The sequence below is a fragment of the Streptomyces sp. RK9 genome (assembly GCF_045070545.1).
GTDB classification, from domain to species: Bacteria; Actinomycetota; Actinomycetes; order Streptomycetales; family Streptomycetaceae; genus Streptomyces; species Streptomyces alboflavus.
On sequence record NZ_CP173704.1, the window covers coordinates 1,420,867 to 1,445,827 of the forward strand.

Annotated in this window: 14 protein-coding genes, 1 tRNA gene and 1 pseudogene; 13 read left to right on the top strand and 3 right to left on the bottom strand. The window is 72.2% G+C overall.

The features are described 5' to 3' along the window. Positions 1-142 precede the first annotated feature (142 nt). Positions 143-451, top strand: a pseudogene (locus tag AB6L24_RS26560) (Rv3654c family TadE-like protein); the annotation flags it as partial. Positions 452-682: 231 nt separating this feature from the next. On the opposite strand, the gene AB6L24_RS26565 reads toward AB6L24_RS26560, so the two are convergent. Then, entirely contained in the window at positions 683-3,136 is a 2,454-nt protein-coding gene (locus tag AB6L24_RS26565; RefSeq protein WP_405659200.1) for a DEAD/DEAH box helicase, read from the bottom strand. Positions 3,137-3,217: 81 nt separating this feature from the next. Here AB6L24_RS26565 and bldG point away from each other — a divergent pair, with 81 nt between their 5' ends. The 12 genes from bldG (at position 3,218) to AB6L24_RS26625 (ending at position 21,518) form a co-directional block, all read left to right on the top strand. Continuing rightward, a complete protein-coding gene (gene bldG / locus AB6L24_RS26570) occupies positions 3,218-3,559 on the top strand; it encodes an anti-sigma factor antagonist BldG (RefSeq protein ID WP_030359667.1) in 342 nt (113 codons plus the stop codon). A gap of 140 nt (positions 3,560-3,699) precedes the next feature. Beyond that, complete coding sequence (locus AB6L24_RS26575) at positions 3,700-4,125, top strand: ATP-binding protein (RefSeq protein ID WP_030359668.1); 426 nt, start codon at positions 3,700-3,702, stop codon at positions 4,123-4,125. Positions 4,126-4,752: 627 nt separating this feature from the next. After that, positions 4,753-7,155, top strand: coding sequence for a sodium-translocating pyrophosphatase (locus AB6L24_RS26580; RefSeq protein WP_405659202.1), 2,403 nt, complete (start codon positions 4,753-4,755; stop codon positions 7,153-7,155). 261 nt (positions 7,156-7,416) lie between these two features. Continuing rightward, positions 7,417-8,007 (top strand): small secreted protein, encoded by a 591-nt coding sequence (locus AB6L24_RS26585; protein WP_405659205.1) that lies wholly within the window; start codon positions 7,417-7,419, stop codon positions 8,005-8,007. Between the two features lie 87 nt (positions 8,008-8,094). Beyond that, positions 8,095-9,684: a methyltransferase gene (locus AB6L24_RS26590; protein WP_405659208.1), complete on the top strand. Its 1,590-nt coding sequence runs from the start codon at positions 8,095-8,097 to the stop codon at positions 9,682-9,684. A gap of 287 nt (positions 9,685-9,971) precedes the next feature. Continuing rightward, positions 9,972-10,169, top strand: coding sequence for a hypothetical protein (locus AB6L24_RS26595; RefSeq protein WP_016644691.1), 198 nt, complete (start codon positions 9,972-9,974; stop codon positions 10,167-10,169). Between the two features lie 405 nt (positions 10,170-10,574). Next, positions 10,575-13,394: a type I DNA topoisomerase gene (gene topA / locus AB6L24_RS26600; protein ID WP_405659211.1), complete on the top strand. Its 2,820-nt coding sequence runs from the start codon at positions 10,575-10,577 to the stop codon at positions 13,392-13,394. A 197-nt stretch (positions 13,395-13,591) separates the two neighbouring features. After that, the gene (gene tmk, locus AB6L24_RS26605) at positions 13,592-16,993 is read left to right on the top strand and encodes a dTMP kinase (protein ID WP_405659213.1); all 3,402 of its coding nucleotides are present in this window, start codon (positions 13,592-13,594) and stop codon (positions 16,991-16,993) included. Between the two features lie 302 nt (positions 16,994-17,295). Further along, the gene (locus AB6L24_RS26610) at positions 17,296-18,501 is read left to right on the top strand and encodes a DNA polymerase III subunit delta' (RefSeq protein ID WP_030359675.1); all 1,206 of its coding nucleotides are present in this window, start codon (positions 17,296-17,298) and stop codon (positions 18,499-18,501) included. Between the two features lie 202 nt (positions 18,502-18,703). Next, on the top strand, positions 18,704-20,281 hold the full coding sequence (locus AB6L24_RS26615; protein WP_405659216.1) for an alpha/beta hydrolase: 1,578 nt from the start codon (positions 18,704-18,706) through the stop codon (positions 20,279-20,281). Positions 20,282-20,401: 120 nt separating this feature from the next. Continuing rightward, positions 20,402-20,475 (top strand) — tRNA-Thr (locus tag AB6L24_RS26620). Positions 20,476-20,903: 428 nt separating this feature from the next. Next, a complete protein-coding gene (locus AB6L24_RS26625) occupies positions 20,904-21,518 on the top strand; it encodes a DUF3592 domain-containing protein (RefSeq protein WP_405659218.1) in 615 nt (204 codons plus the stop codon). On the opposite strand, the gene AB6L24_RS26630 is transcribed toward AB6L24_RS26625, so the two are convergent. Together AB6L24_RS26630 and AB6L24_RS26635 are read right to left on the bottom strand one after the other, a co-directional pair. After that, complete coding sequence (locus AB6L24_RS26630; RefSeq protein ID WP_405659220.1) at positions 21,515-22,924, bottom strand: CHAT domain-containing protein; 1,410 nt, start codon at positions 22,922-22,924, stop codon at positions 21,515-21,517. The genes AB6L24_RS26625 and AB6L24_RS26630 overlap by 4 nt on opposite strands. A gap of 38 nt (positions 22,925-22,962) precedes the next feature. Next, positions 22,963-24,960, bottom strand: coding sequence for a hypothetical protein (locus AB6L24_RS26635; protein WP_405659222.1), 1,998 nt, complete (start codon positions 24,958-24,960; stop codon positions 22,963-22,965). Position 24,961 lies beyond the last annotated feature (1 nt).

The window sequence follows — 24,961 nt, forward strand, 5'->3', positions numbered from 1 at the left end:
CGTGCCCGGGCCGGGAGCCGCGTCCGGGTCGGGAGCCGCGTCCGGGTCGGGAGCCGCGTCTGGGTCGGAAGTTGGGCCTGGTCCCGGAGCCGGGCCTGGGGTGGGAGCTGCGTCCGGGTCGGGTGGGGTCAGTGGGGCCGTGGTGGCTGGGGACCGGGGTGCCGCGACGGTATGGACCGTGGTGGTGATGGCCGTGCTGTGCGCGGTCGCGGGGGTCGTCCTGGCGATGGGCCAGGTGACGGTGGCTCGTCATCGGGCGGGAGGCGCAGCCGACTTGGCGGCGCTTGCGGCGGCGGAGCACTGGAGCGAGGGGCGTGCGGGGGCGTGCGCGCGGGCCGAGAAGGTGGCGCGGGCACAGGACACACGGGTCGTGCGGTGCGCGGTGACGGGGGAGGTGTCGGACGTCACGGCGGCGGCGGAGTTCGGGCCGTTCGAGATGGAGGTCAGGTCGCGGGCGGGGCCTGCGGGGCCTGCAGGGTCGGTGAGGTTTACAGGGCTTGTGGGGTCTGGTGGACCAGTGGTGTCTGCGGGCTCCGTGCCGGGTGCGGGCGTTGCCGAGAGGGCGCCCGCCGTCAAGGGGGCGTCCGTCGCCGAGGCCGGGACGGCGCCTGTCGCCGAGAGGGCGCCCGCTCTCAAGGGCTCGCCCGTCGCCGGGAGCGGGCCTCCCGCCCCCGCCCGGGGGTCAGGCCGTGGGGGCGTCCTTCAGGAGCGTGGTGAGGAGACGGATCGCGCCGCGCTTGTGCAGCGGGTCGTTGCCGTTGCCGCACTTGGGGGACTGGATGCAGGAGGGGCAGCCGGCCTCGCACTCGCAGGAGGCGATGGCCTCGCGGGTGGCGGTGAGCCAGGTGCGGGCGGTGTGGAAGGCGCGCTCGGCGAATCCGGCGCCGCCGGGCTGGCCGTCGTACACGAAGACCGTCGGCAGCAGGGTGTCCGGGTGCAGGGGCACGGAGACGCCGCCGATGTCCCAGCGGTCGCAGGTGGCGAAGAGGGGCAGCATGCCGATGGAGGCGTGTTCGGCGGCGTGCAGGGCGCCGCCGAGGATCTCCGGATTGACGCGGGCGGCGTCGAGTTGGTCCTCGGTGACCGTCCACCACACCGCGCGGGTGCGCAGCGTGCGGGGCGGCAGGTCGAGCTTGGTCTCGCCGAGGACCTCGCCGGTGATGAGCTTGCGGCGCAGGAAGGAGACGACCTGGTTGGTGACCTCGACGGAGCCGTAGCAGAGGCGGCCGGGGCCCCAGGGGATCTCGGTGTCGGTGTCGAGGACGGAGATGGCGGTGGTGTCGCGGGCGGTGGTCGAGTACGGCGGGACGGCCTCCTCGACGAGGGCGACGGAGTCGTCCAGGTCCAGGCCGCGGACGAGATACGTACGGCCCTGGTGGAGGTGGACCGCGCCTTCGTGGACGGTCGTGTGCGCGGCGGAGGCGTCGACGGTGCCGAGGAGGCGGCCGGTGCCCTCCTCGACGACCTGCACGGGCCGGCCGCCCCCGCCACGGATGTCCGCGAGGTCGGCGGCGCGCTCGCGGCGGGTCCAGTGCCAGGCCTTCGTGCGGCGGCGCAGCAGCTTCGCGGCCTCCAGCTGGGGGAGCAGGTCCCCGGTGGCCGGGCCGAAGAGCTTGAAGTCGTCCTCGGTGAGGGGAAGTTCCGCGGCGGCGGCGCAGAGGTGGGGGGCGAGGACGTAGGGGTTGTCGGGGTCGAGGACGGTCGATTCGACGGGCTGGTCGAAGAGCGCCTCGGGGTGGTGGACGAGATAGGTGTCGAGCGGGTCGTCGCGGGCGACGAGGACCGCGAGCGCGCCCTGGCCGGAGCGTCCGGCGCGGCCCGCCTGCTGCCAGAGGGAGGCGCGGGTGCCGGGATAGCCGGCGATGACGACGGCGTCCAGGCCCGATACGTCGATGCCGAGTTCGAGGGCGGTGGTGGCGGCGAGGCCGAGGAGTTCGCCGGAGTGCAGGGCCTGTTCCAGGGCGCGGCGCTCCTCGGGGAGATAGCCGCCGCGGTAGGCGGCCACGCGGCGGACCAGGGAGCGGTCGACCTCGGCGAGGCGTTCCTGGGCGATGACGGAGATCAGTTCGGCGCCGCGCCGGGAGCGTACGAAGGCGACGGAGCGGATGCCCTGGACGGTCAGGTCGGTCAGGAGGTCGGCGGTCTCGGCGGTGGCGGTGCGGCGGACCGGGGCGCCCTTCTCGCCGTGGAGTTCGGTGAGCGGTGGCTCCCACAGGGCGAAGACGACCTCGCCGCGGGGAGAGGCGTCGTCGGCGACCTCGGTGACGGGGAGGCCGGTGAGGCGTTCGGCGGCCAGGGCCGGTTCGGCGGCCGTGGCGGAGGCGAGGAGGAAGACGGGGTCGGAGCCGTAGCGGGCGCACAAGCGGCGCAGGCGGCGCAGGACTTGGGCCACGTGGGAGCCGAAGACGCCACGGTAGGTGTGGCACTCGTCGATGACGACGTAGCGCAGGGCGCGCAGGAAGGAGGACCAGCGGGGGTGGGACGGGAGGATGCCGCGGTGCAGCATGTCGGGGTTGGTCAGGACGTAGTTGGCGTACTGGCGTACCCATTCGCGTTCCTCGACGGGGGTGTCGCCGTCGTAGACCGCGGGCCGCACGGCCGTGCCCAGCGGCGCGGCCAGGGTGCGCACGGCGCGGCGCTGGTCGGCGGCGAGGGCCTTGGTGGGGGCCAGGTACAGCGCGGTGGTGCCGCGGCCGTTCGGAGCCTCGGAGCCGTCGAGCAGCGCCGAGAGGACGGGTGTGAGATATGCCAATGACTTTCCGGACGCGGTGCCGGTCGCGACGACGACGGACTCGCCGTCAAGGGCGTGTTCGGCGGCCCGCGCCTGGTGGGCCCACGGGTGATCGATTCCGACCGACCGCACGGCGGCGACCACCTCGGCGCGGATGCGATCGGGCCAGACCGCATAACGGGCCGCACGTGGGGGCAGGTGCTCCGTATGAGTGACGCGCGCAGCCCGGCTCGGCCCCGTGGTCAGCCGGTCAAGGACCGACTGCGGGGAGACGCGGGCCGGGGTGTCCCGAGAGGGTCCTCCGGAGGGAGAAAAGTTGGCCATCGGCACCGAGTGTGTCACCGGCGGGATGGACAATGGTCCGAAGGCGTCGTGCGCGCCTGCCGGTAAGTGATTGAATGCCATCGCGGCTGGCGATCCGTCCCGAGGGCGTGGGCCGAGGTGTCCCGAGGGGCGACCGCTCGATAGCAAGGTGCTGGAGGATCCGTGGACCTGTCTCTGTCGACCCGTACCGTCGGCGATCGTACGGTCGTCGAGGTCGGTGGCGAAATCGATGTTTATACCGCGCCCAAGCTGCGCGAGCAGTTGGTCGAGTTGGTGAACGACGGCAGTTTCCATCTGGTCGTCGACATGGAGCGAGTGGACTTCCTCGACTCCACCGGACTCGGCGTGCTGGTCGGTGGCCTGAAGCGGGTGCGTGCCCATGAGGGCTCGCTGCGCCTGGTCTGCAACCAGGAGCGCATTCTCAAGATCTTCCGTATCACCGGTCTGACCAAGGTGTTCCCGATCCACACCTCGGTCGAGGAAGCGGTCGCCGCCACCGACTGAGCCGGTTGCCCGGCTGCGGCCGGGCGCCCCGGGACTCGTCCCGGGGCTTCCGGGCCGCTGGCCCGGAGTGGCAGTACGGCAGGGGGCCGGGCCGACGGCCGGGCCCCCTGACAGCACGCGTGTATGTCCGAGGGGGATGCATGGCCACCGTTGAACTCCGCTTCAGCGCGCTGCCCGAGCACGTCCGGACCGCCCGCTTGGTGGCGGCCGCGGTCGCGCGCAGGGCGGGTGTGGACGAGGCGGTCCTCGACGAGGTCAGGCTCGCCGTCGGCGAGGCCTGCACCCGTGCCGTCGGGCTGCATCAGGCCGCCGACATTCCCGCGCCCGTGCGGGTCGCCCTGGTCGAGGAGGAGAAGCAGTTCTCCATCGAGGTCGGGGATGAGGCTCCGCGTTCCGCGCCCGGGGAGCGGGCGCCCGGTGCTCCGCCCGGATCCGGGGAGGATCTGGAGGCCGAGGGCGAGGACGAGATGGGCCTCGCGGTCATCAGTGGGCTTGTGGACGACGTGGAAGTGACCGCCGGGGAGAACGGCGGGTCGATTCGGATGACCTGGCCCACGACGGCCTGACGGTCGGCTGTGGTGGCCTGACCTCGGTCGGGTCCGGGGCCGCCCCCCCCCGTGTACTTGCTGTGCCCCGGCTTGCCGCCGTGCGCTGTCGCGTCGGCCCGCGCCGGGGCTTTGCGCTTCCCCCACCCACCCCTCCCAGTGCTTCGCCCCCGGCCCCGTGGTTCGTATGGGGCTGCGCCCCTTGCCCCCCTGTCGGCGCTTCGCGCCTCGTCCTCAAACTCCCCCAAGCTCTTAAGGAGCAGGGGGTGCCCCCACGACGGGCTGGAGGATGGCGCCAGCGACCCGGAAGAGGCCAGGGGACGGGTCGGACCAGAGTTCGGGACGGGTGGGGCCAGAGCGTTGCGTGAGGCCGACGGTGTTCGGTTATCGGCGTGGGCGTTCGGAGTTTAAATTGTGTTACTAGTGATTCCGGACGTCAGGACTGCGGCGATCAAGAAGAGAAGTCGGCGTCAGTCGTGGCGTCAATGCTTTTGGGGCATTACCGCTTTCGGGGTCAATCCAGCGGCGCGATCATTTGCGGACACGCACTCCCGCGCCAATTCCGTTTGCGGCACACTGTTTTGATCAGGTCAGGCTCCCTACAATCCGTCCACATCTTGAGCTCAGCCCAAGCGTCAAGGAGGACGAATGGCGGGGCTTTCTACCCCTCATCAGCTTGACCACCCCTCAACCCTCGCAGCCGCGGTACTGACCGACGACAACCGGCTCATCGTGATGGTGATCGCGGCCGTCGCGGTCGCGGCGCTCGTGCTCGCCTGGATCCTGGTGCGCCAGGTCCTCGCGGCAGGCGAGGGCACCGACAGCATGAAGAAGATCGCGGCGGCGGTCCAGGAAGGCGCGAATGCCTATCTGGGACGTCAGATGCGCACCCTTGGCGTATTCGCCGTCGTGGTGTTCTTCCTGCTCATGCTGCTGCCCGCGGACGACTGGAATCAGCGGGCGGGACGCTCGATCTTCTTCTTGATCGGCGCGGCCTTCTCGGCGACCACCGGCTATATCGGCATGTGGCTCGCCGTACGCAGCAATGTGCGCGTGGCCGCGGCCGCGCGGGAAGCGACACCGGCGGAAGGCGAGCCGGAAAAGGATCTCACCGCCGTCTCGCACAAAGCCATGAAGATCGCTTTCCGTACGGGCGGCGTCGTCGGCATGTTCACGGTGGGGCTCGGTCTGCTCGGCGCCTCCTGTGTGGTGCTCGTGTACGCGGCCGACGCCCCCAAGGTCCTCGAAGGCTTCGGCCTCGGGGCAGCGCTGATCGCGATGTTCATGCGTGTCGGAGGCGGCATCTTCACCAAGGCCGCCGACGTCGGCGCCGACCTGGTCGGCAAGGTCGAACAGGGCATTCCGGAGGACGATCCGCGCAATGCCGCGACCATCGCCGACAACGTGGGCGACAACGTCGGCGACTGCGCGGGAATGGCCGCCGACCTCTTCGAGTCGTACGCCGTCACGCTCGTCGCCGCGCTGATCCTCGGCAAGGCGGCGTTCGGTGACTCCGGACTCGCGTTCCCGCTGATCGTGCCCGCGATCGGCGTGATCACCGCCATGATCGGGATCTTCGCGGTCGCGCCCCGGCGCTCCGACCGCAGCGGCATGACCGCCATCAACCGCGGCTTCTTCATCTCCGCGGGCATCTCGCTGGCGCTCGTCACCGCTGCTGTCTTCATCTATCTCCCGTCGTCGTACGCGGACTTGGACGGCGTCACGAACGCGGCGATCCTCGCCAAGGACGGCGACCCGCGGATCCTCGCGGTCGTGGCCGTCGCCATCGGCATCGTCATGGCCGCGCTGATCCAGCAGCTCACCGGCTACTTCACCGAGACCAACCGGCGTCCCGTCAAGGACATCGGCAAGAGCTCGCTGACGGGCCCGGCCACGGTCGTGCTCGCCGGCATCTCGATCGGTCTCGAATCGGCGGTCTACACCGCGCTGTTGATCGGCCTCGGTGTCTACGGGGCGTTCCTGCTCGGCGGTACGTCGATCATGCTCGCCCTGTTCGCGGTGGCCCTCGCCGGTACGGGCCTGCTGACCACGGTCGGCGTCATCGTCGCCATGGACACCTTCGGGCCGGTCTCCGACAACGCGCAGGGCATCGCCGAGATGTCCGGCGACGTCGAGGGCGCGGGCGCGCAGGTCCTCACCGACCTGGACGCCGTCGGCAACACCACCAAGGCCATCACCAAGGGCATCGCCATCGCCACGGCGGTGCTCGCGGCCTCGGCGCTCTTCGGGTCGTACCGCGACGCGATCGCCGAGGCGGCGGACGACGTCGGGCAGAAGCTCGGCGACGGCGCCCCGATGAACCTGGTGATGGACATCTCCCAGCCCAACAACCTGGTGGGCCTGATCCTCGGTGCGGCGGTCGTGTTCCTCTTCTCGGGGCTCGCGATCAACGCCGTGTCGCGGTCGGCCGGAGCCGTGGTCTACGAGGTGCGGCGGCAGTTCCGCGAGCGCCCCGGAATCATGGACTACACGGAGAAGCCGGAGTACGGGCGCGTCGTCGACATCTGCACCAAGGACGCGCTGCGGGAGCTGACCACGCCGGGTCTGCTCGCCGTGCTCACGCCCATCGCGGTGGGCTTCAGCCTCGGCGTCGGCGCGCTCGGCTCGTTCCTCGCGGGCGCGATCGGCACCGGCACGCTGATGGCGGTGTTCCTCGCCAACTCCGGTGGCGCCTGGGACAACGCCAAGAAGCTCGTCGAGGACGGCCACCACGGCGGCAAGGGCAGCGAGGCCCATGCCGCGACGGTGATCGGTGACACGGTCGGCGACCCGTTCAAGGACACCGCCGGTCCGGCGATCAACCCGCTCCTGAAGGTGATGAACCTGGTGGCGCTGCTCATCGCGCCCGCGGTCGTCAAATTCAGCTACGGCGAGGACAAGAGCGTGGCGATGCGGGTCCTGATCGCCGTGCTCTCCATCGCGGTCATCGTCGGGGCGGTGTACGTGTCCAAGCGGCGCGGGATCGCCGTGGGCGACGCCGAGCCCCAGGGCAAGGTCGCCAATTCGGCGGATCCGGCGGTGGTTTCGTGACGTAGTCCGACGCGGGGCCGCGCCGGGCCGGGACGGGGATGACCCGGGCCGGCCGGACGCGGTGGATCCGCTCAACACGCGGGCGGGCGGCGCATTTTGAGGCGCTGTCCGCCCGCGGGCGTGTGCGCGGGGTCACGGGGCGGACCTCGTGAGCCTTCTCTCGTACCTGTAGCTTGGTGCAAATGGCTGCAATAGGGGTCGTAACGAACCCTGGCATGAGGTTGTCGCCCAGTTGGCGTGTAAGTTCCGGGGCCGAGAGCCATGGAAGGGACCAATCCGGTGAACAAGAAGCTCGCGGCCGCACTGTCCGGCGGTGCGGTACTGGTACTGGCGCTGTCGGGATGCAGCAGTGACGACGGTGACAAGAAGCTGGACGACTGGGCCAAGAAGGTCTGTGACACGGCCGTGGGGCCGCAGTCGAAGAAGATCGCCGACGCCAACGCGGCCATCAAGAAGCAGACCGCCGACAACAGTTCGCCGGACGAGGTCAAGAGCACCGACTCCAAGGCGTTCGGCGACATCTCAGCGGCGTACGCCCAGCGGAGCGCCGCCCTGAAGAAGGCGGGCGCCCCGCCCACCGACGACGGCGAGAAGAAGCTGAACGACGCCGTGAAGGAGCTGGACGGCCTCTCCAAGTCGTACGCCGACCTGAAGACGCAGACCGACAAGCTCGACACCAAGGACCAGTCGGCCTTCGCGGACGACCTCGCGAAGATCGCCGAGGAGCTGGGCAAGCTCAGCAAGAGCGAGAACACCGCCCAGAAGAAGCTGGAGGCGGGCGACGTGGGCAAGGCCATGCGCGAGCAGGACGGCTGCAAGTCGGCGGCGTCCTCCCCGAAGACCGACGGCTAGCGCGTTCGCTCATCCGTACGGCCGTGTGCCCCCGGTGCCCAGTGGCGCCGGGGGCGCCGTCTTGAGCGGGCGGGTCACAATTGGGGGGTGAGTAACGCCAGCATGCCCTTGCCCTCGTCCGACCGCGCCGACGTCACCGCGCGGCTGCGGGAAGCCCTCCTCGCCGCCGACTTCACCGCCGACGGACTGCTCGAACTGCTCGGGGCGCCCGCCTACACCGCGCTCGCCCGCAGCGAGACCGTGCCCGCGCTCCGGGCCACCCGCGACGACGGCCCGCTGGCGTCGCTCGTACGGCTGTTCCTGCTGCAGCGTGCCGTGCCCCACGCGCGCGTGGCCGACGTGCTGCCGGTGGACGCGCTCCTGGAGAGCGGCTGGCTCGTCGGCGCGGAGGGTGCGGAGGGCGCCGAGAAGGCCGGGGCGGCCGGGGCGTACGGGGCCGGCAGGGCCGACGAGCTGCGGGCGACCGTCGACGTGCGGCCCTACGGCGGCCCCGACGGCGAGGACTGGTTCATCGTCTCCGACCTGGGGTGCGCGGTCGGCGGCGCCGGAGGCATCGGCAGCCGCGACGAAGGCGTGGTGCTCGGCGTCGGCGGCGCGTCCACGACACTCGCGGGCATCACCGTGCGGACGCCCGCCGCGAGCGCCCTCGACGTCGGCACCGGCTCCGGCATCCAGGCCCTGCACGCCTCCCGCCACGCCACCAGGGTCACCGCGACCGACCTCAACCCCCGCGCCCTGCACTGCACCCGCCTCACGCTCGCGCTGTCCGGCGCGCCGGAGGCGGACCTGCGGGAGGGCTCCCTGTACGAGCCGGTGGGCGACACCACGTACGACCTGATCGTGTCCAACCCGCCGTTCGTCATCTCGCCCGGCGCCCGGCTGACCTACCGGGACGGCGGCATGGGCGGGGACGATCTGTGCCGCTCGATCGTTCAGGAGGCGGGGGAGCGGTTGAACGAAGGGGGGTACGCGCAGTTTCTCGCCAACTGGCAGCACGTGGAGGGCGAGGAGTGGACCGAGCGGGTCCGTTCCTGGGTGCCGCGCGGGTGTGACGCGTGGATCGTGCAGCGCGAGGTGCAGGACGTCACGCAGTACGCCGAGCTGTGGCTGCGCGACGCCGGGGACCACCGCACGGACCCGGCCGAGTACGCCGCGCGGTACGACGCCTGGCTGGACGAGTTCGAGGCCCGCAAGACCCGGGGCGTCGGCTTCGGCTGGATCACCCTGCGCAAGTCCGGCGCCGCCGAGCCGTCCGTGACCGTCGAGGAGTGGACGCACCCCGTCGAGCAGCCCCTCGGCGAGACGGTGCAGGCGTTCTTCGGCCGGCAGGACTACTTGCGCGCGCACGACGACGCGGCGCTGCTCGCCGAGCACTTCAAGCTCGCCGACGGCGTGGTGCAGGAGCAGATCGGCCTGCCCGGCGCCGAGGACCCGGAGCACGTGGTGCTGCGCCAGCACCGCGGCATGCGGCGCGCCACCCAGGTCGACACGGTGGGCGCGGGCTTCGCGGGCGTCTGCGACGGCACGCTGAGCGCGGGGCGGATCCTGGACGCCATCGCGCAGTTGATGGGCGAGGACGCGGTGCTCCTTCGCGACCGCACCCCGGCCCAGATCCGGCTCCTGGTGGAGCAGGGGTTCCTGGAGCCTGTGGGGTTGGAGGGGCAGGAGATGCAGTAGGGGTGGCAAGGGCAGAAGGGACTGCTTGAGACCGCTGGGGCCGCGCATCCACGCTCGGCCGCGCCCCGGGAGACGTACCCGGGTCCCGCCCGCAGTTGTGCCCGATGCTCGCCCACAGGGCGGGAGGAGGGGAGAAATCAGCCCCTCCAGGAGCGAATCCAGCCATTGTGGGCCCCGGGCGCCGCCCCCCGTTCACTCGGATTTCGCGCTTCCGCCGTCCGGGCGTGCCAGCCTCCCCAGCCGGGGTACCCGACAGGTGCCGCACGGACGGCGCGGGAGGCCAGGGCATGGAGAGCGGACCAGCGATCTTCGCCGGGACGGTGTTCGCGCTGTTCGGGGCGGGCCTGCTGCTGTGGACGGGCACCCGGGTCGCGCACCGCGCCCCCGTGGCCCACGGCGTCCACCCCACGGCCGCCGCGACCCTCGCGACCTTGGCGGGATCCGGCGCCCTCGCCCTCGCGGTGTGGTGCTTCACACGCCTCTGAGGCTGCACGGCCCCGCGGCACGCCAGGCCGCGTGACGGAACGCCCGTGCGGGCGGGCAGGTCGCGCGCGGCGAGGAAAGGGCGGGGTGGGTGGGGGAAAAGCCCGTCCGGCGCTTGAGGACGAGCGCGCAGCGCGATGGACGTCGAGCCAGGCCGACGGCACCATGAAAGAGACCCGCACCGACACCGCCCAGGGCCCAGGGGCCAGCCCAGGCGGCAGGAATGGCGGTAGTCGGGTTACCGTTCGAGTGGCCGTTGCGGGCTTTTCCCGTTTGACACGGGGGCGGGATGTACCGTCACACTCCGCAGCGTCAGCGCAACGCAAGCGCGGTCGCGGCGCCCCACGGCGCCGGACCGCACCGCCGCAGCACTGCCCACCGAGCGTCGACCGGAGAGAAGAGCGAAGTTGTCCCCGACCAGCGAGACCGCACAGGGCGGCCGCCGACTCGTCATCGTCGAGTCGCCTGCCAAGGCGAAGACGATCAAGGGCTACCTCGGCCCCGGATACGTAGTCGAGGCGAGCGTCGGGCACATCCGCGACCTTCCCAACGGCGCCGCGGAGGTCCCCGAGAAGTACACGGGCGAGGTGCGCCGCCTCGGCGTGGACGTCGAGCATGACTTCCAGCCGATCTATGTCGTCAACGCCGACAAGAAGGCGCAGGTCAAGAAGCTCAAGGACCTGCTGAAGGACTCCGACGAACTCTTCCTCGCCACCGATGAGGACCGCGAGGGCGAAGCCATCGCGTGGCACCTCCTCGAGGTCCTGAAGCCCAAGGTCCCGGTCAAGCGCATGGTGTTCCACGAGATCACCAAGGACGCGATCCAGGGCGCCGTCGCCAACCCGCGCGAGCTCAACAAGCGCATGGTCGACGCCCAGGAGACCCGCCGCATCCTGGACCGCCTGTACGGCTACGAAGTCTCGCCGGTGCTGTGGAAGAAGGTCATGCCGCGCCTGTCGGCGGGCCGCGTGCAGTCCGTGGCGACCCGCCTCGTCGTCGAGCGGGAGCGCGAGCGCATCGCCTTCCGCTCCGCCGAGTACTGGGACCTCACCGGCACCTTCGGCACCGGCCGCCCCGGCGACTCCAGCGACCCCTCCCAGCTCGTCGCCCGCCTCACCACGGTCGACGGCAAGCGCGTCGCGCAGGGCCGCGACTTCGACTCGCTCGGGCAGCTGAAGAGCCAGAACACCCTGCACCTGGACGAGGCGAACGCCCGCGCGCTCGCCGCCGCCCTGGAGCAGACCGCCTTCTCCGTACGCTCGGTCGAGTCCAAGCCGTACCGCCGCTCGCCGTACGCCCCGTTCCGTACGACGACGATGCAGCAGGAGGCCTCGCGCAAGCTCGGCTTCGGCGCGAAGGCCACCATGCAGGTGGCCCAGAAGCTGTACGAGAACGGCTTCATCACCTATATGCGTACGGACTCCACGACGCTGTCCGACACGGCGGTCTCGGCGGCCCGCGCGCAGGTCACGCAGCTGTACGGCAGCGACTACCTGCCGGACAAGCCGCGGACGTACGCCGGGAAGGTCAAGAACGCGCAGGAGGCGCACGAGGCGATCCGCCCCTCGGGTGATCGTTTCCGCACGCCCGCGGAGACCGGCCTGACCGGCGACCAGTTCCGGCTCTACGAGCTGATCTGGAAGCGGACCGTCGCCTCCCAGATGAAGGACGCGACCGGGAACTCCGTCACGGTGAAGATCGGCGGCCGGGCCGCCGACGGTCGCGACGCCGAGTTCAGCGCGTCCGGCAAGACCATCACCTTCCACGGCTTCCTCAAGGCCTACGTGGAGGGCGCCGACGACCCGAACGCCGAGCTGGACGACCGCGAGCGCCGCCTGCCGCAGGTCGGCGAGGGCGACGCGCTGTCCGCCGACGAGATCACGGTCGACGGCCACGCCACCAAGCCCCCGGCCAGGTACACGGAAGCGTCCCTGGTCAAGGAGCTGGAAGAGCGCGAGATCGGCCGCCCGTCGACGTACGCGTCGATCATCGGCACGATCCTCGACCGCGGCTACGTCTTCAAGAAGGGCACGGCCCTGGTGCCGTCCTTCCTGTCCTTCGCCGTCGTCAACCTCCTGGAGAAGCACTTCGGGCGGCTCGTCGACTACGACTTCACCGCGCGCATGGAGGACGACCTCGACCGCATCGCCCGCGGCGAGGCGCAGGCCGTGCCGTGGCTCAGGCGCTTCTACTTCGGCGAGGGCGAGCCCTCCGGAGGCGCCGCCGACGCCGGCAACGGCGACGGCGACCACCTGGGCGGCCTCAAGGAGCTCGTCACCGACCTGGGCGCCATCGACGCCCGCGAGGTGTCGTCCTTCCCCGTGGGCAGCGACATCGTGCTCCGCGTCGGCCGCTACGGCCCGTACGTCGAGCGCGGCGAGCGCGACTCCGAGGGCCACCAGCGCGCCGACGTACCCGACGACCTCGCGCCCGACGAGCTGACCGTCGAGTACGCCGAAGAGCTGCTCGCCAAGCCCAGCGGCGACTTCGCGCTCGGCACGGACCCCGGCACCGGCCGCGAGATCATCGCCAAGGACGGCCGCTACGGCCCGTACGTCACCGAGGTCCTCCCCGAGGGCACCCCGAAGACCGGCAAGAACGCGGTCAAGCCGCGCACCGCGTCGCTCTTCAAGACCATGTCCCTGGACACGGTGACCCTCCAGGACGCCCTGAAGCTGATGTCGCTGCCGCGCGTCGTCGGCGCGGACGCCGAAGGCGTGGAGATCACCGCGCAGAACGGCCGCTACGGCCCGTACCTGAAGAAGGGCACGGACTCGCGCTCCCTGGAGGCCGAGGAGCAGCTCTTCAACATCACGCTGGAAGAGGCCCTGGAGATCTACTCCAAGCCGAAGCAGCGCGGTCGTGCCGCGGCCAAGCCGCCGCTGAAGGAGCTGGGCGAGGACCCGGTCAGCGCCAAGCCCGTCGTCGTCAAGGACGGCCGCTTCGGTCCGTACGTGACGGACGGCGAGACCAACGCGACCCTGCGGTCCGGCGACAGCGTCGAGGACATCACCCCGGAGCGCGGCTTCGAGCTGCTCGCCGAGAAGCGGGCGAAGGGGCCCGCGAAGAAGACCGCCAAGAAGGCGGCCAAGAAGGCCCCGGCGAAGAAAACGGCGACCAAGAAGACAGCCGCCAAGAAAACGGCAGCCAAGAAGACGACGACTGCGGCCAAGAAGACCACCACCAAGAAGGCGGCGGCTTCGAAGGCGACGGCAGCCGAGGACTGACCCGGCTGGAAGCCTGACCGACCCGACCGATCCGGTCGGCGTGACGCGGCGTCGGAGTGCCCGAGGAACGGGCGCCCCGGCGCCGCGTCGCTGTGCCCGGGACCGGCGCGGCCGCTCCGGTGCAGGCCGGGAGGGTGCGGGTCCATGTGTTCGGGCGGGCCCCACGGGGAGGCTCGGCGTCCAGATAGGCTGGACGGATGACGCGTGCCGAACAGCCACCCGCCATGACCACGGCCCCCGATGACGCCCTGCTCGCGGACTCCCGCGAGCGTGCGGTGCGCGCCCTGCTGCGCGTACCGCAGCTGAAGCGGTTGTGGAGCGCGCACCTCGTCGGCAGCGTCGGTGACGCGCTCGCGCTCCTGGTCCTGGTCATGCTCGCCCTCCAAGCGGCCATCGCGGAGGGGGCGTTCGGCGACGGCTACAGAGGCGTCGCCATCGCGGTGACCGCCGTCTTCGGAGCGCGCGTTCTCGCGACCCTCCTCTTCGGAGCGGTGCTGCTCGGCCCGCTGACGTCCCTCACGTCGCCCGACGGCCCGCTGGACCGGCGCTGGACCATGGTCGGCGCCGACGGCGTCCGGGCCGCGCTGCTGATCTGCGCGCCCCTGTGGATCGACTGGACGCCCGACAACGCGCTCGCGATGCTGCTCGTCACCGCGTTCGTGGCCGGTGTCGCCGAGCGCTTCTGGACGGTCGCCCGCGAGAGCGCCGCGCCCGCGCTGCTGCCGGGACCGCCCCCGGAGGGCGCCACGGTGCGCCCCCTGCCCGACCACATGGACGCCCTGCGGCGCCTGTCGCTGCGTACGGGATTCGTGGCGCTGCCGCTCGCGGCCGTCGCGCTCGTCGCCGTCAGCCTCGTCGGCATCCTGCTCGGCGCCGGAGTCGACTGGTTCGAGCAGCACCAGGCGGGCCTCGGCTCGTTCCTCGCGGCCGGACTGTTCGCCGCGTCCCTGTCGATCGTGTACGCCATCGAGCTTCCCGGTACGCACACGCCCCGCGCCCGCAGCCCCCTGGAGGGCCTGCGCAGGCCGCGCACGGGCAGCGGCACGGACAAGGGCCGCACCGGCGCGATCCCGCTGCTCGTGGCCGCCTGCACCGCCGTCGCCGGGGCCGTCGCCGCGGCCGTCGCGGTCGCCGTGCTGCACGCCAAGGACCTCCAGGGCGGGCCCGTCACGTACGGCCTGTTCGTCTTCGCGCTGACCGGTGGCACGGTCGCGGGCATCCGCACCGCGCCCGCGCTGCTGCCGTCCCTCTCGCGCCGCCGGCTGCTCGCGCTCGCGATCACCGTCACCGGAGTCGCGCTGCTCGCCGCCGGACTCGTCCCCGACGTGACGACGGTCCTGTTGATCCTGGGGCTCGCGGGCATCGCCGCCGGCATCGCCGCGAACCTCGGGCACGCGCTGCTCGACCAGGAGGTCGAGGACTACCGCAGGGCGCGCACCACCGAGCACCTCCAGGCCGTCGTCCGCCTCTTCGTGGCGCTCGCCGCGCTCGTGGCGCCGCTGCTCGCGGCCGTCATCGGGCCGCACCGGATGGTCAACGGCAAGTTCGTCTTCGACCACGGCGGCGCGTCCTTCACGCTGATGCTGGTCGGCGCGCTGCTGCTGCCCGTGGCCGCGCTCGTGCTCGCCAAGGCCGACGACCGGCAGGGCGTGCCGCTCCGCCACGACCTGCGGGACGCGCTGCGCGGCGGCGACGACCCGGTGCAGGCCGCCGCCGACTCCGGGTTCTTCATCGCCCTGGAGGGCGGCGACGGCGCGGGCAAGTCCACCCAGGCCGAGGCGCTCGCCGAGTGGATCCGCGCCAAGGGCCACGAAGTCGTCGTCACGCGCGAGCCGGGCGCCACGCCGGTCGGCAAGCGGCTGCGGTCGATCCTGCTCGACGTGTCGTCGGCCGGACTGTCCCACCGCGCGGAGGCGCTGCTGTACGCCGCCGACCGCGCGGAGCACGTCGACACCGTCGTACGACCCGCCCTCGCGCGCGGGGCCGTCGTGATCTCCGACCGGTACATCGACTCGTCCGTCGCCTACCAGGGCGCAGGACGTGACCTGTCGCCGACCGAGGTCGCCCGCATCAACCGCTGGGCCACCGGCGGTCTCGTCCCGCACCTGACGGTCCTGCTCGACGTGGCCCCCGAGGCGGCCCGCGAGCGCTTCACGGAGGCCCCCGACCGCCTGGAGTCCGAGCCCGCCGAGTTCCACGCGCGCGTGCGCTCCGGTTTCCTCACCCTGGCCGCCGCCGACCCCGGCCGGTACCTGGTCGTCGACGCCGCCCAGGAGCCGGAGGCCGTCACCACCGTCATCCGGCACCGCCTCGATGTCGTACTGCCCCTCTCCGAAGCCGAGGTGAAGGCCCAGGAAGAGGCCCGCCGCAAGGCCGAGGAGGAGGCGCGGCGGCGCGCCGAGGAGGAGGCCGCGCGCAAGGCCGAGGAGGAGCGCCTGGAGCGCGAGCGGCAGGAACAGCTCGCCAAGCTCCGCGCGGAGGAGGAAGAGCGCAAGCGGCGCGAGCTGGAGGAGGCCCAGCGCCGCGAGGCCGAGCGCCAGGCCGAGGAGGCCCGGCTGCGCGCCGAGGAGGCCCGCCGCAAGGCCGAGGAGGAGCGTGCGCGGGTCCTCGCCGAGGAGGCCAGGCGTGAGGCCGAGGAGCAGGCCCGCGCCGCCGAGGAGGAACGGCGCCGCCGCGCGGCCGAGGAGCAGGCCCGGCTGCACGCCGAGGCCGAGGCCCGCCGCCTGGAGAAGCAGCGCAAGGCGGAGGAGGCGCTGCGGCGGGCGGAGGAGGCCCGGCTGCTGGCGGAGGCGGCTGCGGGGGCCGCGGAGTCCGTGGGGTCCGTGGGGTCTGTGGGTTCCTCGCGGGGCGCGGGGGCCGGGGGTGCCGGGAAGGCGTCGCTCGACAAGCCGGCGCAGGCGTCGGCCGGGGCGGGGGGTACGTCTCCTGAGTCGGCCGGGAAGTCCTCGGGTTCGGACGGTACGTCCTCGGGCCCGGTCGGCAAGTCCGGTGATGCGGCGGGCAAGGGTGCTGGTGCGGCCGGTGCGGCCAGTGGGACGCCTGACAACGAGACGACCGTGCCCACGCCCGTGGTGAAGCCGCAGGTGTCGGGGGCCGCTGACGAGACGGCTGTGCTGCCGCAGGTTCCGGAGGCCGCCGCCGACGAGACGGCCGTGCTGCCTCAGGTTCCGGAGGCCGGGGCCGCGGGGCAGTCCGGCGCGGGTGCGCCCGGGGAGTCCGACGTGACCGCCGAGCTGCCCAAGGCGACCGTGCCCGGTGCGGCCGACGAGACCGCCGTCCTCCCGGCCGTGGGCAGTGAGCCCCCGGCGCGGGGCGGGCGCGCGGAGACCGTGGCGGACAAGGTGCCGCCGGGCTACTTCCGCGACGAGCGGCCGGGCGACGGCCCGTCCGGCGGCGACCCGTCGGGGGAGGCCCTGCGGGGTCCCAACGACCGTACGCGGGAGCTGCCGCAGGTCGACGAGGACGGTACGCCGCGGCAGCGGCCTCGGCCCGACTGGGCCGAAGAGACGCCGCTGGACGACCTGCCGTCGCTGGCGGACGAGTTGCTCGGGGCGCGGGAGGACGACGACGTGGACGAGGGGCGGCGGCGGGGGCGCTGAGGCCTCGCGGGGGCGCCCCAGTCCCACCCCTTCCCGAAACCGGGGCTTTGCCCCTGGGCCCCGGGGGTGGGTGTTCCCTTCGGGTGGGACGGGGGCGCCGCCGGATCGGCGCTTCGCGCCTCGTCCTCAAACGCCGGACGGGCTGAGATATCCCCCGGGGCGGGCCGGAGAAGTGGCAACGGCCCAGCTCAGGGGCGCCGTGGGCAGTGTTGTCAGTGGGGTGCCCCACAATGAGTCCGACAGTGCGAAATGGGACGTACGCCGAGGGGTGGTGTGCGTCGGTAGGGCAAAGGCGGTGACCCATGCCGGTGTGGGACGACCTGGTGGGCCAGGAGAAGGTGAGCGGGCAGCTCGGCGCCGCCGCCCGTGACGCCGACGCGCTCGTCACCGCCGTCGCGGCCGACACCCCGCTGCCCGAGTCGTCGAAGATGACGCACGCCTGGCTGTTCACGGGCCCGCCCGGCTCCGGCCGGGCCGACGCCGCCCGCGCCTTCGCCGCCGCCCTGCAGTGCGTGAGCCCCGACCGCGCGCTGGGCGGCGAGCCCGGCTGCGGCTTCTGCGACGGCTGCCACACGAGCCTGATCGGTACGCACGCCGACGTGGAGGTCATCCGCACGGACCTCCTGTCGATCGGCGTCAAGGAGACCCGCGACCTGGTCCGCCGCGCCCAGATGTCCCCGGCCGGCGGCCGCTGGCAGGTCATCGTCCTGGAGGACGCGGACCGCCTCACGGAGGGCGCGGGCAACGTCCTCCTGAAGGCCGTGGAGGAACCGGCCCCCCGCACGGTGTGGCTCCTCTGCGCCCCCTCCCTCGAGGACGTGCTGCCCACCATCCGCTCCCGCTGCCGCCACCTGACCTTGCGCACGCCCTCGGTGGCGGCCGTCGCCGACATGCTGGTCCGCCGCGACGGCATCGACCCGACCGCCGCCGCGGCCGCCGCCCGCGCCACCCAGGGACACATCGGCCGCGCCCGCCGGCTCGCGACCGACGAGCGCGCGCGGGAGCGCCGGGCCGCCGTCCTCAAGCTGCCGCTGCGCGTCGGAGAGATCGGCGGCTGCCTGAAGGCCGCGCAGGAGCTGATCGACACGGCGGCGGAGGAGGCCAAGCAGGTCGCCGAGGACGTCGACGTCAAGGAGACCGAGGACATGAAGGCCGCGCTCGGCGCGGCCCAGGGCGGCCGGATGCCGCGCGGTACGGCGGGCGTGATGAAGGAGCTCGAGGACAAGCAGAAGCGCCGCAAGACCCGCACGCAGCGCGACAGCCTCGACCTCGCCCTCATCGACCTCACCGGTGTCTACCGAGACGTCCTGGCCCTCCAGTTGGGCTCCCGCGTCCCGCTCGCCAACACCGAGGTGCAGGACATGCTGGAGCGCATGGCACGGGAGACGTCGCCCGAGTCGACGCTGCGCCGCATAGAGGCGATCGGCGCGTGCCGCACGGCCCTGGACCGGAACGTGGCGCCGCTGCTCGCGGTGGAGGCGATGACGGTGGCGCTGCGGGCGGGGTGAGGGTCGTTGGGCGCGCGGCGCGGGGCGGGGCGAGGGGCCCACGCCGCGGCGACCGCGAGAGGGCGAGGCACGCCGACGCCGGAAGGCGACCGCGCACCGACCGCGCGAGGGAGAGCGACAGCAACAGCAACAGCCGGTTGACCGCATCACCCGAACGAGCACGCAAAGTGATTCAACAACTCCATAGAGTTAGTCTCGCGAGATGCAAACCTTCCTTCCCCGAGCCCGTCGCCTTCACTGCGGCTGCCTGACCTTCATGGCCGTCGGCCTGCTCATCTCCGGCTGCTCGTCGGCGAGTTCGTCGACGGACGTGGTCATGGACGAGCTGCCCCGCGCCACGCCGAAGGAGCTCACGTCGTACTACGCCCAGAAGCTGCGCTGGCGCGACTGCGGGGTGCCCGGGTTCCAGTGCGCGACGATGAAGGCGCCCCTGGACTACGCCAAGCCGGACGCGGGCGACGTGAAGCTGGCGGTGTCGCGCAAGCGGGCGACGGGAGGAGCTGCGGGCAAGGGCGGCCGCATCGGCTCACTGCTCGTGAACCCCGGAGGACCGGGCGGCTCGGCCGTCGGATACCTCCAGTCGTACGCGGCCCTCGGCTACCCGGAAAAGGTCCGCGCCCGGTACGACATGGTGGCGGTCGACCCGCGCGGAGTCGCCCGCAGCGAGCCGGTGACCTGCCTGGACGACCGCCAGATGAGCGCGTACACGCAGACGGACACGACACCGGACGACCGCCGTGAGATCGACGGGCTCGCCGCGTCGTACAAGAAGTTCGCGGCGGGCTGCAAACAGAGGTCGGGGAAGCTGCTCGGGCACGTCTCCACCGTGGAGACGGCCCGTGACATGGACATCCTGCGGGCGGCGCTCGGCGACAAGAAGCTCACGTACGTGGGCGCCTCGTACGGCACGTTCCTCGGGGCGACGTACGCGGGCCTCTTCCCCGACCGCGTCGGCCGCCTGGTCCTCGACGGCGCGATGGACCCCTCCCTGCCCGCGCGCCGGATGAACCGCGACCAGACGGCCGGGTTCGAGACGGCGTTCCAGTCGTTCGCGAAGGACTGCGTGCGGCAGCGGGACTGCCCGCTCGGCACCAAGAACGCCGCGGACGCGGGCAAACGCCTGAAGGGCTTCTTCGCCGACCTGGATCGCACCCCACTCCCCGTGGGCGACACCGGGCCGGCCGACGGCCGGACGCTCGGCGAGGCGCTGGCGACGACCGGCGTGATCGCGGCGATGTACGACGAGACGTCCTGGCCGCAGCTGCGCGACGCGCTCACCGCGGCCATGAAGGACAAGGACGGATCGATGCTCCTGGCACTGTCCGACAGCTACTACGAGCGCGACGGCGACGGCTCGTACTCCAACCTCATGTACGCCAACACCGCCGTGAACTGCCTCGACCTGCCGCCTTCCTTCACCTCGCCCGAGGACGTGCGGAAGGCGCTCCCCGACTTCGAGAAGGCCTCCCCGGTCTTCGGCGAGGGCCTCGCCTGGTCGGCCCTGAACTGCACGTACTGGCCCACGAAGGCCACGGGCAAGCCGCACCGCATCGAGGCCAAGGGCGCCGACCCGATCATCGTCGTCGGCACCACCCGCGACCCCGCCACCCCCTACCGCTGGGCCAAGGCCCTCGCCTCCCAGCTCACCTCGGCCCGCCTCCTCACCTACGAGGGCGACGGCCACACCGCGTACGGCCGCGGCAGCCGCTGCGTCGACGACACGATCAACACCTACCTCCTGACGGGCCGCGCCCCCCAGAAGGACAAGCGCTGCACATAACCCCAGCTCAGCGCCCCACCCCACCCTCCAGAGCCCCGCCTCGCAGGGGTGTACGGAGCACCCCCGGAAACTGTGTAGACTTGGCGTCGTTGCTGATCGCACCATAGGTGCGGGACGCGCGCCGCCTTAGCTCAGATGGCCAGAGCAACGCACTCGTAATGCGTAGGTCTCGGGTTCGAATCCCGAAGGCGGCTCACCTGAAACCCCAGGTCGGAAGATATTCCGGCCTGGGGTTTTGTCGTGCGGCGGGTGCGGCGGTGTCGGTGCGTGCGGGCTGATGGCTGGCTTCGGGAGGGGTGGGCGCCGGGGGGGAACCTGGGATCGGTAGGGGGTCTGGGGCGGGGACCGTTCGGGGATGGGGATACAGGGGATCTTGGGGTGGTGGTGGGTGGTGTCTGGGGGGATTGCCCTCGTGGGGTATGCGTGTTCCTTGGGTGGGGTTACTCGGGTGCAGCGGGGTGTGTGGGTGGTGGGGGCCGTGGTGGGGGTGCATGTGCCTGGGCATGGGGAGTCCAAGCGGGGTGGGGTGGGGGTGAGTGTGGTGTTTTGGGATCCCGTGGGGGAGCGGGAGGTGCGGGTGCGGCATGTGGGGGAGCGGGGGCATGTGGTGGATGTTGCCTGGGTGGGGCAGGAGTTGGCGGTGTGGTTTCCGCGGGGGCGGACTGAGCGGTTTCGGGTGTTGGAGGAGTCGGCGGGGGAGACGCGGGGGCTCGGTGGGCCCAACTGTCTGGTGTTTCTGACGTTTGTGGGGTTGGTCGTTCAGGCGTTTTTCGTGTGGGGGTATGGGGTGGGGCTTCTTGGGGTCGGGGGGTTGTTGGGTGTTTTCGGGGTGATCAGTCCCGATATCGCGCTTGCTCGACAGCGGGGGGCTTTGTTGGCGGATGCCGTTGCCGTTCCTGGGCGGGTTGTGAGCGTCACTCGGGATGTCTACACCGATGGGGAAGGGGGTGAGGTCGTCAATCACGCCCCTGTTGTTCAGTTCGACACGCTTGAGGGTGTGACGGTTACCGCGCTTTGTCGGGACGGGATCGCGAATCCTCGGTCTTCCCTCGGACGGCATCTCGTTGTGCATTACGCGCCCGGGGATCCTGCCGTTTTCACGCCCGACCTTGAACATGATCGGCGGGAGCGTGCCGCTGCCGTTCGGTTCATTCATGGGGTGTTCTGCGGGGGAGGCCTTGCCGTCGCGGTGGGGGTGATCTCCCTGCTGTACCCGGGGGTTTGGGCGTTCTTCTAGTTGATTATGTTGGTCAGGGACGCCCAGAGGAGCGGGGCGTTCTCCGGGGTGTGCTTGGTGCGCCAGGCGTCCAGTTGGGTGCGTTGCCAGCGGGTGAAGGTGTTGATCGGGTCGGGGTGTTCGTGCGCCTCGTCCACCGCGATCACCGCCTCGGTGAGCGGGCGTATCCGATCCGGTGTCCCTGCCAGGCTGTGGAACGCGAAGCTCGTCGGCAGGACCCAGCGCGTCGCCGTCACCAGCTCCGCGCCGTTGTGGATCATCGCCGTCGCCAGGCCGAACGACTCCGTGAAGCGCAGATCCCCGCCGCTCTCACACCCGATCAGCGCCACCCTCGGCGGCGCCGGCCACAGGTGCGCACCCGGTACGCCGTCCGGCTGGAGCGGGAGCGTGCCCAGGAGCAGGTCCTTCGCCGACAGAGGGCGGTGGGTGCGGATCGGGGGCGTCAGGCCTGTTGTCTCCGGGCCGCACGTGAGGTGCAGCGTCACGTCCTCGCTCTGGCCCGCCTCCAGCGGCGCGCCGCTCACATGACCCACGTACAGGAGACGGCGCGCGCCCTTGCGCAGCACTTCGCTCAGCCAGTCGCGGTCCACGTCCGTGCGGCGCAGCGCCTCTGTTGGGGTGGTGATGGCGGGGGCGATCGGGCTCGTCATCATGCGGCGCTCGATCAGGGAGAGGAGGGCGGGGTCGCTGCCCGGAGGGCCCAGGACCGAGCCGAGAGGGGAGTCCGCCCGGAAGCCGGGGATCCGGGGGTCGAGGATCAGGACAGTGGGGGAGTTGGGGGAGTTGGGGGAGTTGGGGGAGTTGGGGGAGTTAGGGGTGCTGGGGGTGTCGAGGGTGGTGGGGGAGTCAGGGGTTCGGGGGGCTGAGGGTGTGGGGGCGCGTAGGGACGCGGGGGTTGTCGTGGCTATGTCCGCCAGGTCCAGGAGGCGGGTGTCCGTCGTGGTGTCGGGTGCGTCCAGGGACAGGAGTTCCCAGGGGACCTGGGCCACCCGGGGGGAGGGCTGGAGGCGGATCAGGGGGCGGCGGCCGTGGTGTGCCGACACCTGGTGGATCTGGTCCGTCAGGCCCGGGGGCCACAGCGCCTCGGACAGTACGCGGGCGAGGCGGCGCTCGTCCTCGTACGTGGCCAGCGCCCCGGACTCGAACGCGCGCCGCATCCCCGCCGCCGAGCCGTTGCCCGCGCCGCCCCCGCCGCCCCCACCACTCCCCTCCCCGGAACCGCCTCCCTCCCCGGATCCGTCTCCCTCCCCGGAACCGCCCCCACCCGGAAGCGCCGCCGTCAGCGCGGCCACCGCCTCATCCACCTCCCGCGCCGGGGCGTGCCCCGTGCCGAAGCCGCGGGCGCCGGAGGTCCACGTCCACGTCATGTGGAGGTCGCCCGCGTCGGCCAGGCGGACCTGGACCACCGGGCGGTCGGCGGTGGTCAGGTCGTCGCCGGCGGTGGTCAGGTCGTCCTCGGTGGCCAGAACGGCACCTCTTCCTCGCTCACGATCCGCCGGTGATAGCGGAACTCGGCTGCCTCGATGTACTGCTGGAGCGCGATGCGGCCCGTCTCCGCCGACATCAGGATCCGGGGCGGGGGCGCCACCCGCAGGCCGACCGAGGCCGCGGCCTCCGCCGCCACGCCGCCCAGCGCCAGGGGCGTCGCGGAGCCGCCCTCGGCGGTCTGGTCGAGGGGGTACGTCTTCATGGCCGCGTCCGGGAAGATCGGTGTCGTGCGGTCCAGGCGTGCCGAGGGGTCTGTGCCGTCCGGGTGTTCCGTACGCCCCGTGTGCTCCGTACTCCCCGTGCGCTCCGTACTCCCCGTACTCCCCGTACTCCCCGCACGATCCCCGCGGCTCAGCACCAGCGACGCCCCCGCGCACCGGTGCTCCACCAGCTCGAAGATCAAGCCCTGGTCCCCGGCGCGCACCGCAAGCCGGAACGCCAACTGCATTGCGTCGTCCGCGAGTTGATGCCACTGGCTGCGGGCGTGCGCGCCGGCGAAGTCGTAGCGGGCCGCCTCCAGGGTGAGGGCGGCGGGCAGGGCGAGGGAGAGCGCGTCGGCGAGGGACGTGCGCTCGTGGGCGCCGTGGTCGGTGCGGTTGAGGTTGTCCTCCAGGGTCTTCGCCAGCATGAGGTCGACCTGTGCGCAGCGCTCGTACACGCCGCGCTCCTGGTAGACGTCCCGCGCGCCCTGCGCGAGCCGCTTCATCTCGTCGATGTCGCCCCGCTCGTACGCGTGCCGTGCGCCCATCAGCATCGTGTCGGCGGCGGCGACGGCGGCGCCGAGGCGTTCGAAGCGGGCCAGGCTCGACGCCGTCAGGTCCTGCGCGTCGGCGGTGTCGCCGCGCCACCCGGCGAGGGCGGCGCGGGCCTGCTCGCAGACCGCCAGGTCCTCGAACTGGCCCTGCCGTTCGAAGACCGCGGCGGCCTCGGCGTACAGCCGGTCCGCCCGGTCGAACTCCCCGGCGCGCATCGCCGCGTACGCCCGGTGGGAGAGGAGCTGCTGCTGGCCCGAGGTCTGGCCGAGGGCGCGGTAGCCCTCCTCCGAGCGGGCGAAGTAGTCCTCCGCCAGCTCGAAGCGCTGGGTCGACGCGCAGATGACGCCCAGGCAGTCCAAGAGGTGCGGCTCGATCGCGGGGGACGTGGCGAGGAGCGCCGACGCCAGTTCCTCGGCCGCGCCCCACTCGCTGCGGTCGAGCAGCAGGTGTACGCGGGCCGTGCCGACCTCGGCGCCCCGCAGACCCTCGGGGTCCGTGAACTCGGGCAGCAGGGCCGCCGCCTCGTCCGCCGTCGCCTGCGCCTCGTCCAGGTCGCCGGTCCTGCGCAGCAGTTCGGCCCTGGCGAGGAGCGTCTTGAGCAGGACCTCCAGCCAGAGTTGGCGGCCGCGCGGGCCCATCGGGGCGGACGCGACTCCCCGGACCAGGGCGAGGGCCCGCTCGACGGAGTCGGTCGCGCCGGGCAGGTCGGTGGCGGTGAGCTGCACCGATCCGAGGTCGGAGAGGAGGTGGCCGCGCAGGAGCCGCACGTCGGGGGTGTCCTCGATCGACTCGGCGAGGGCGAGGAGTTCGGCGTAGACGGCCCGGGCGGCGGGGAGGTCGGGGGTGAGCTGGTGGTGTTCGGCGAGGGCGAAGCCGGTGTCGAAGGGTTCGCCGTAGCTGAGGGGGGCGGGCGGGGCTTCGGCGTGTGCCTCGGCTTGCTCTTCGGCCGGGGGTGCGGACGGTGATTCGGTCGGGGGTGCGGACCGCGCTTCGGTCGGGGGTGCGGACGGTGATTCGGTCGGGGGTGCGGACCGCGCTTCGGCCGGGGGTGCGGACGGTGATTCGGCCGGGGGTGCGGACCGCGCTTCGGTCGGGGGTGCGGACGGTGATTCGGCCGGGGGTGCGGACCGCGCTTCGGCCAGGGGTGCCGTCGGCGCTTCCGGCGGCGGTCCCGCGTGTTCTGTCTCGTCTTCCGGCATC

Excerpts from the sequence above, each read along its gene's own strand:
- AB6L24_RS26565 (WP_405659200.1), bottom strand. The coding sequence starts at position 3,136 with ATGGCATTCAATCACTTACCGGCAGGCGCGCACGACGCCTTCGGACCA.
- AB6L24_RS26575 (WP_030359668.1), top strand. The coding sequence starts at position 3,700 with ATGGCCACCGTTGAACTCCGCTTCAGCGCGCTGCCCGAGCACGTCCGG.
- AB6L24_RS26580 (WP_405659202.1), top strand. The coding sequence starts at position 4,753 with ATGGCGGGGCTTTCTACCCCTCATCAGCTTGACCACCCCTCAACCCTC.
- AB6L24_RS26585 (WP_405659205.1), top strand. The coding sequence starts at position 7,417 with ATGGAAGGGACCAATCCGGTGAACAAGAAGCTCGCGGCCGCACTGTCC.
- AB6L24_RS26595 (WP_016644691.1), top strand. The coding sequence starts at position 9,972 with ATGGAGAGCGGACCAGCGATCTTCGCCGGGACGGTGTTCGCGCTGTTC.
- tmk (WP_405659213.1), top strand. The coding sequence starts at position 13,592 with ATGACGCGTGCCGAACAGCCACCCGCCATGACCACGGCCCCCGATGAC.
- AB6L24_RS26610 (WP_030359675.1), top strand. The coding sequence starts at position 17,296 with ATGCCGGTGTGGGACGACCTGGTGGGCCAGGAGAAGGTGAGCGGGCAG.
- AB6L24_RS26615 (WP_405659216.1), top strand. The coding sequence starts at position 18,704 with ATGCAAACCTTCCTTCCCCGAGCCCGTCGCCTTCACTGCGGCTGCCTG.
- AB6L24_RS26635 (WP_405659222.1), bottom strand. The coding sequence starts at position 24,960 with ATGCCGGAAGACGAGACAGAACACGCGGGACCGCCGCCGGAAGCGCCG.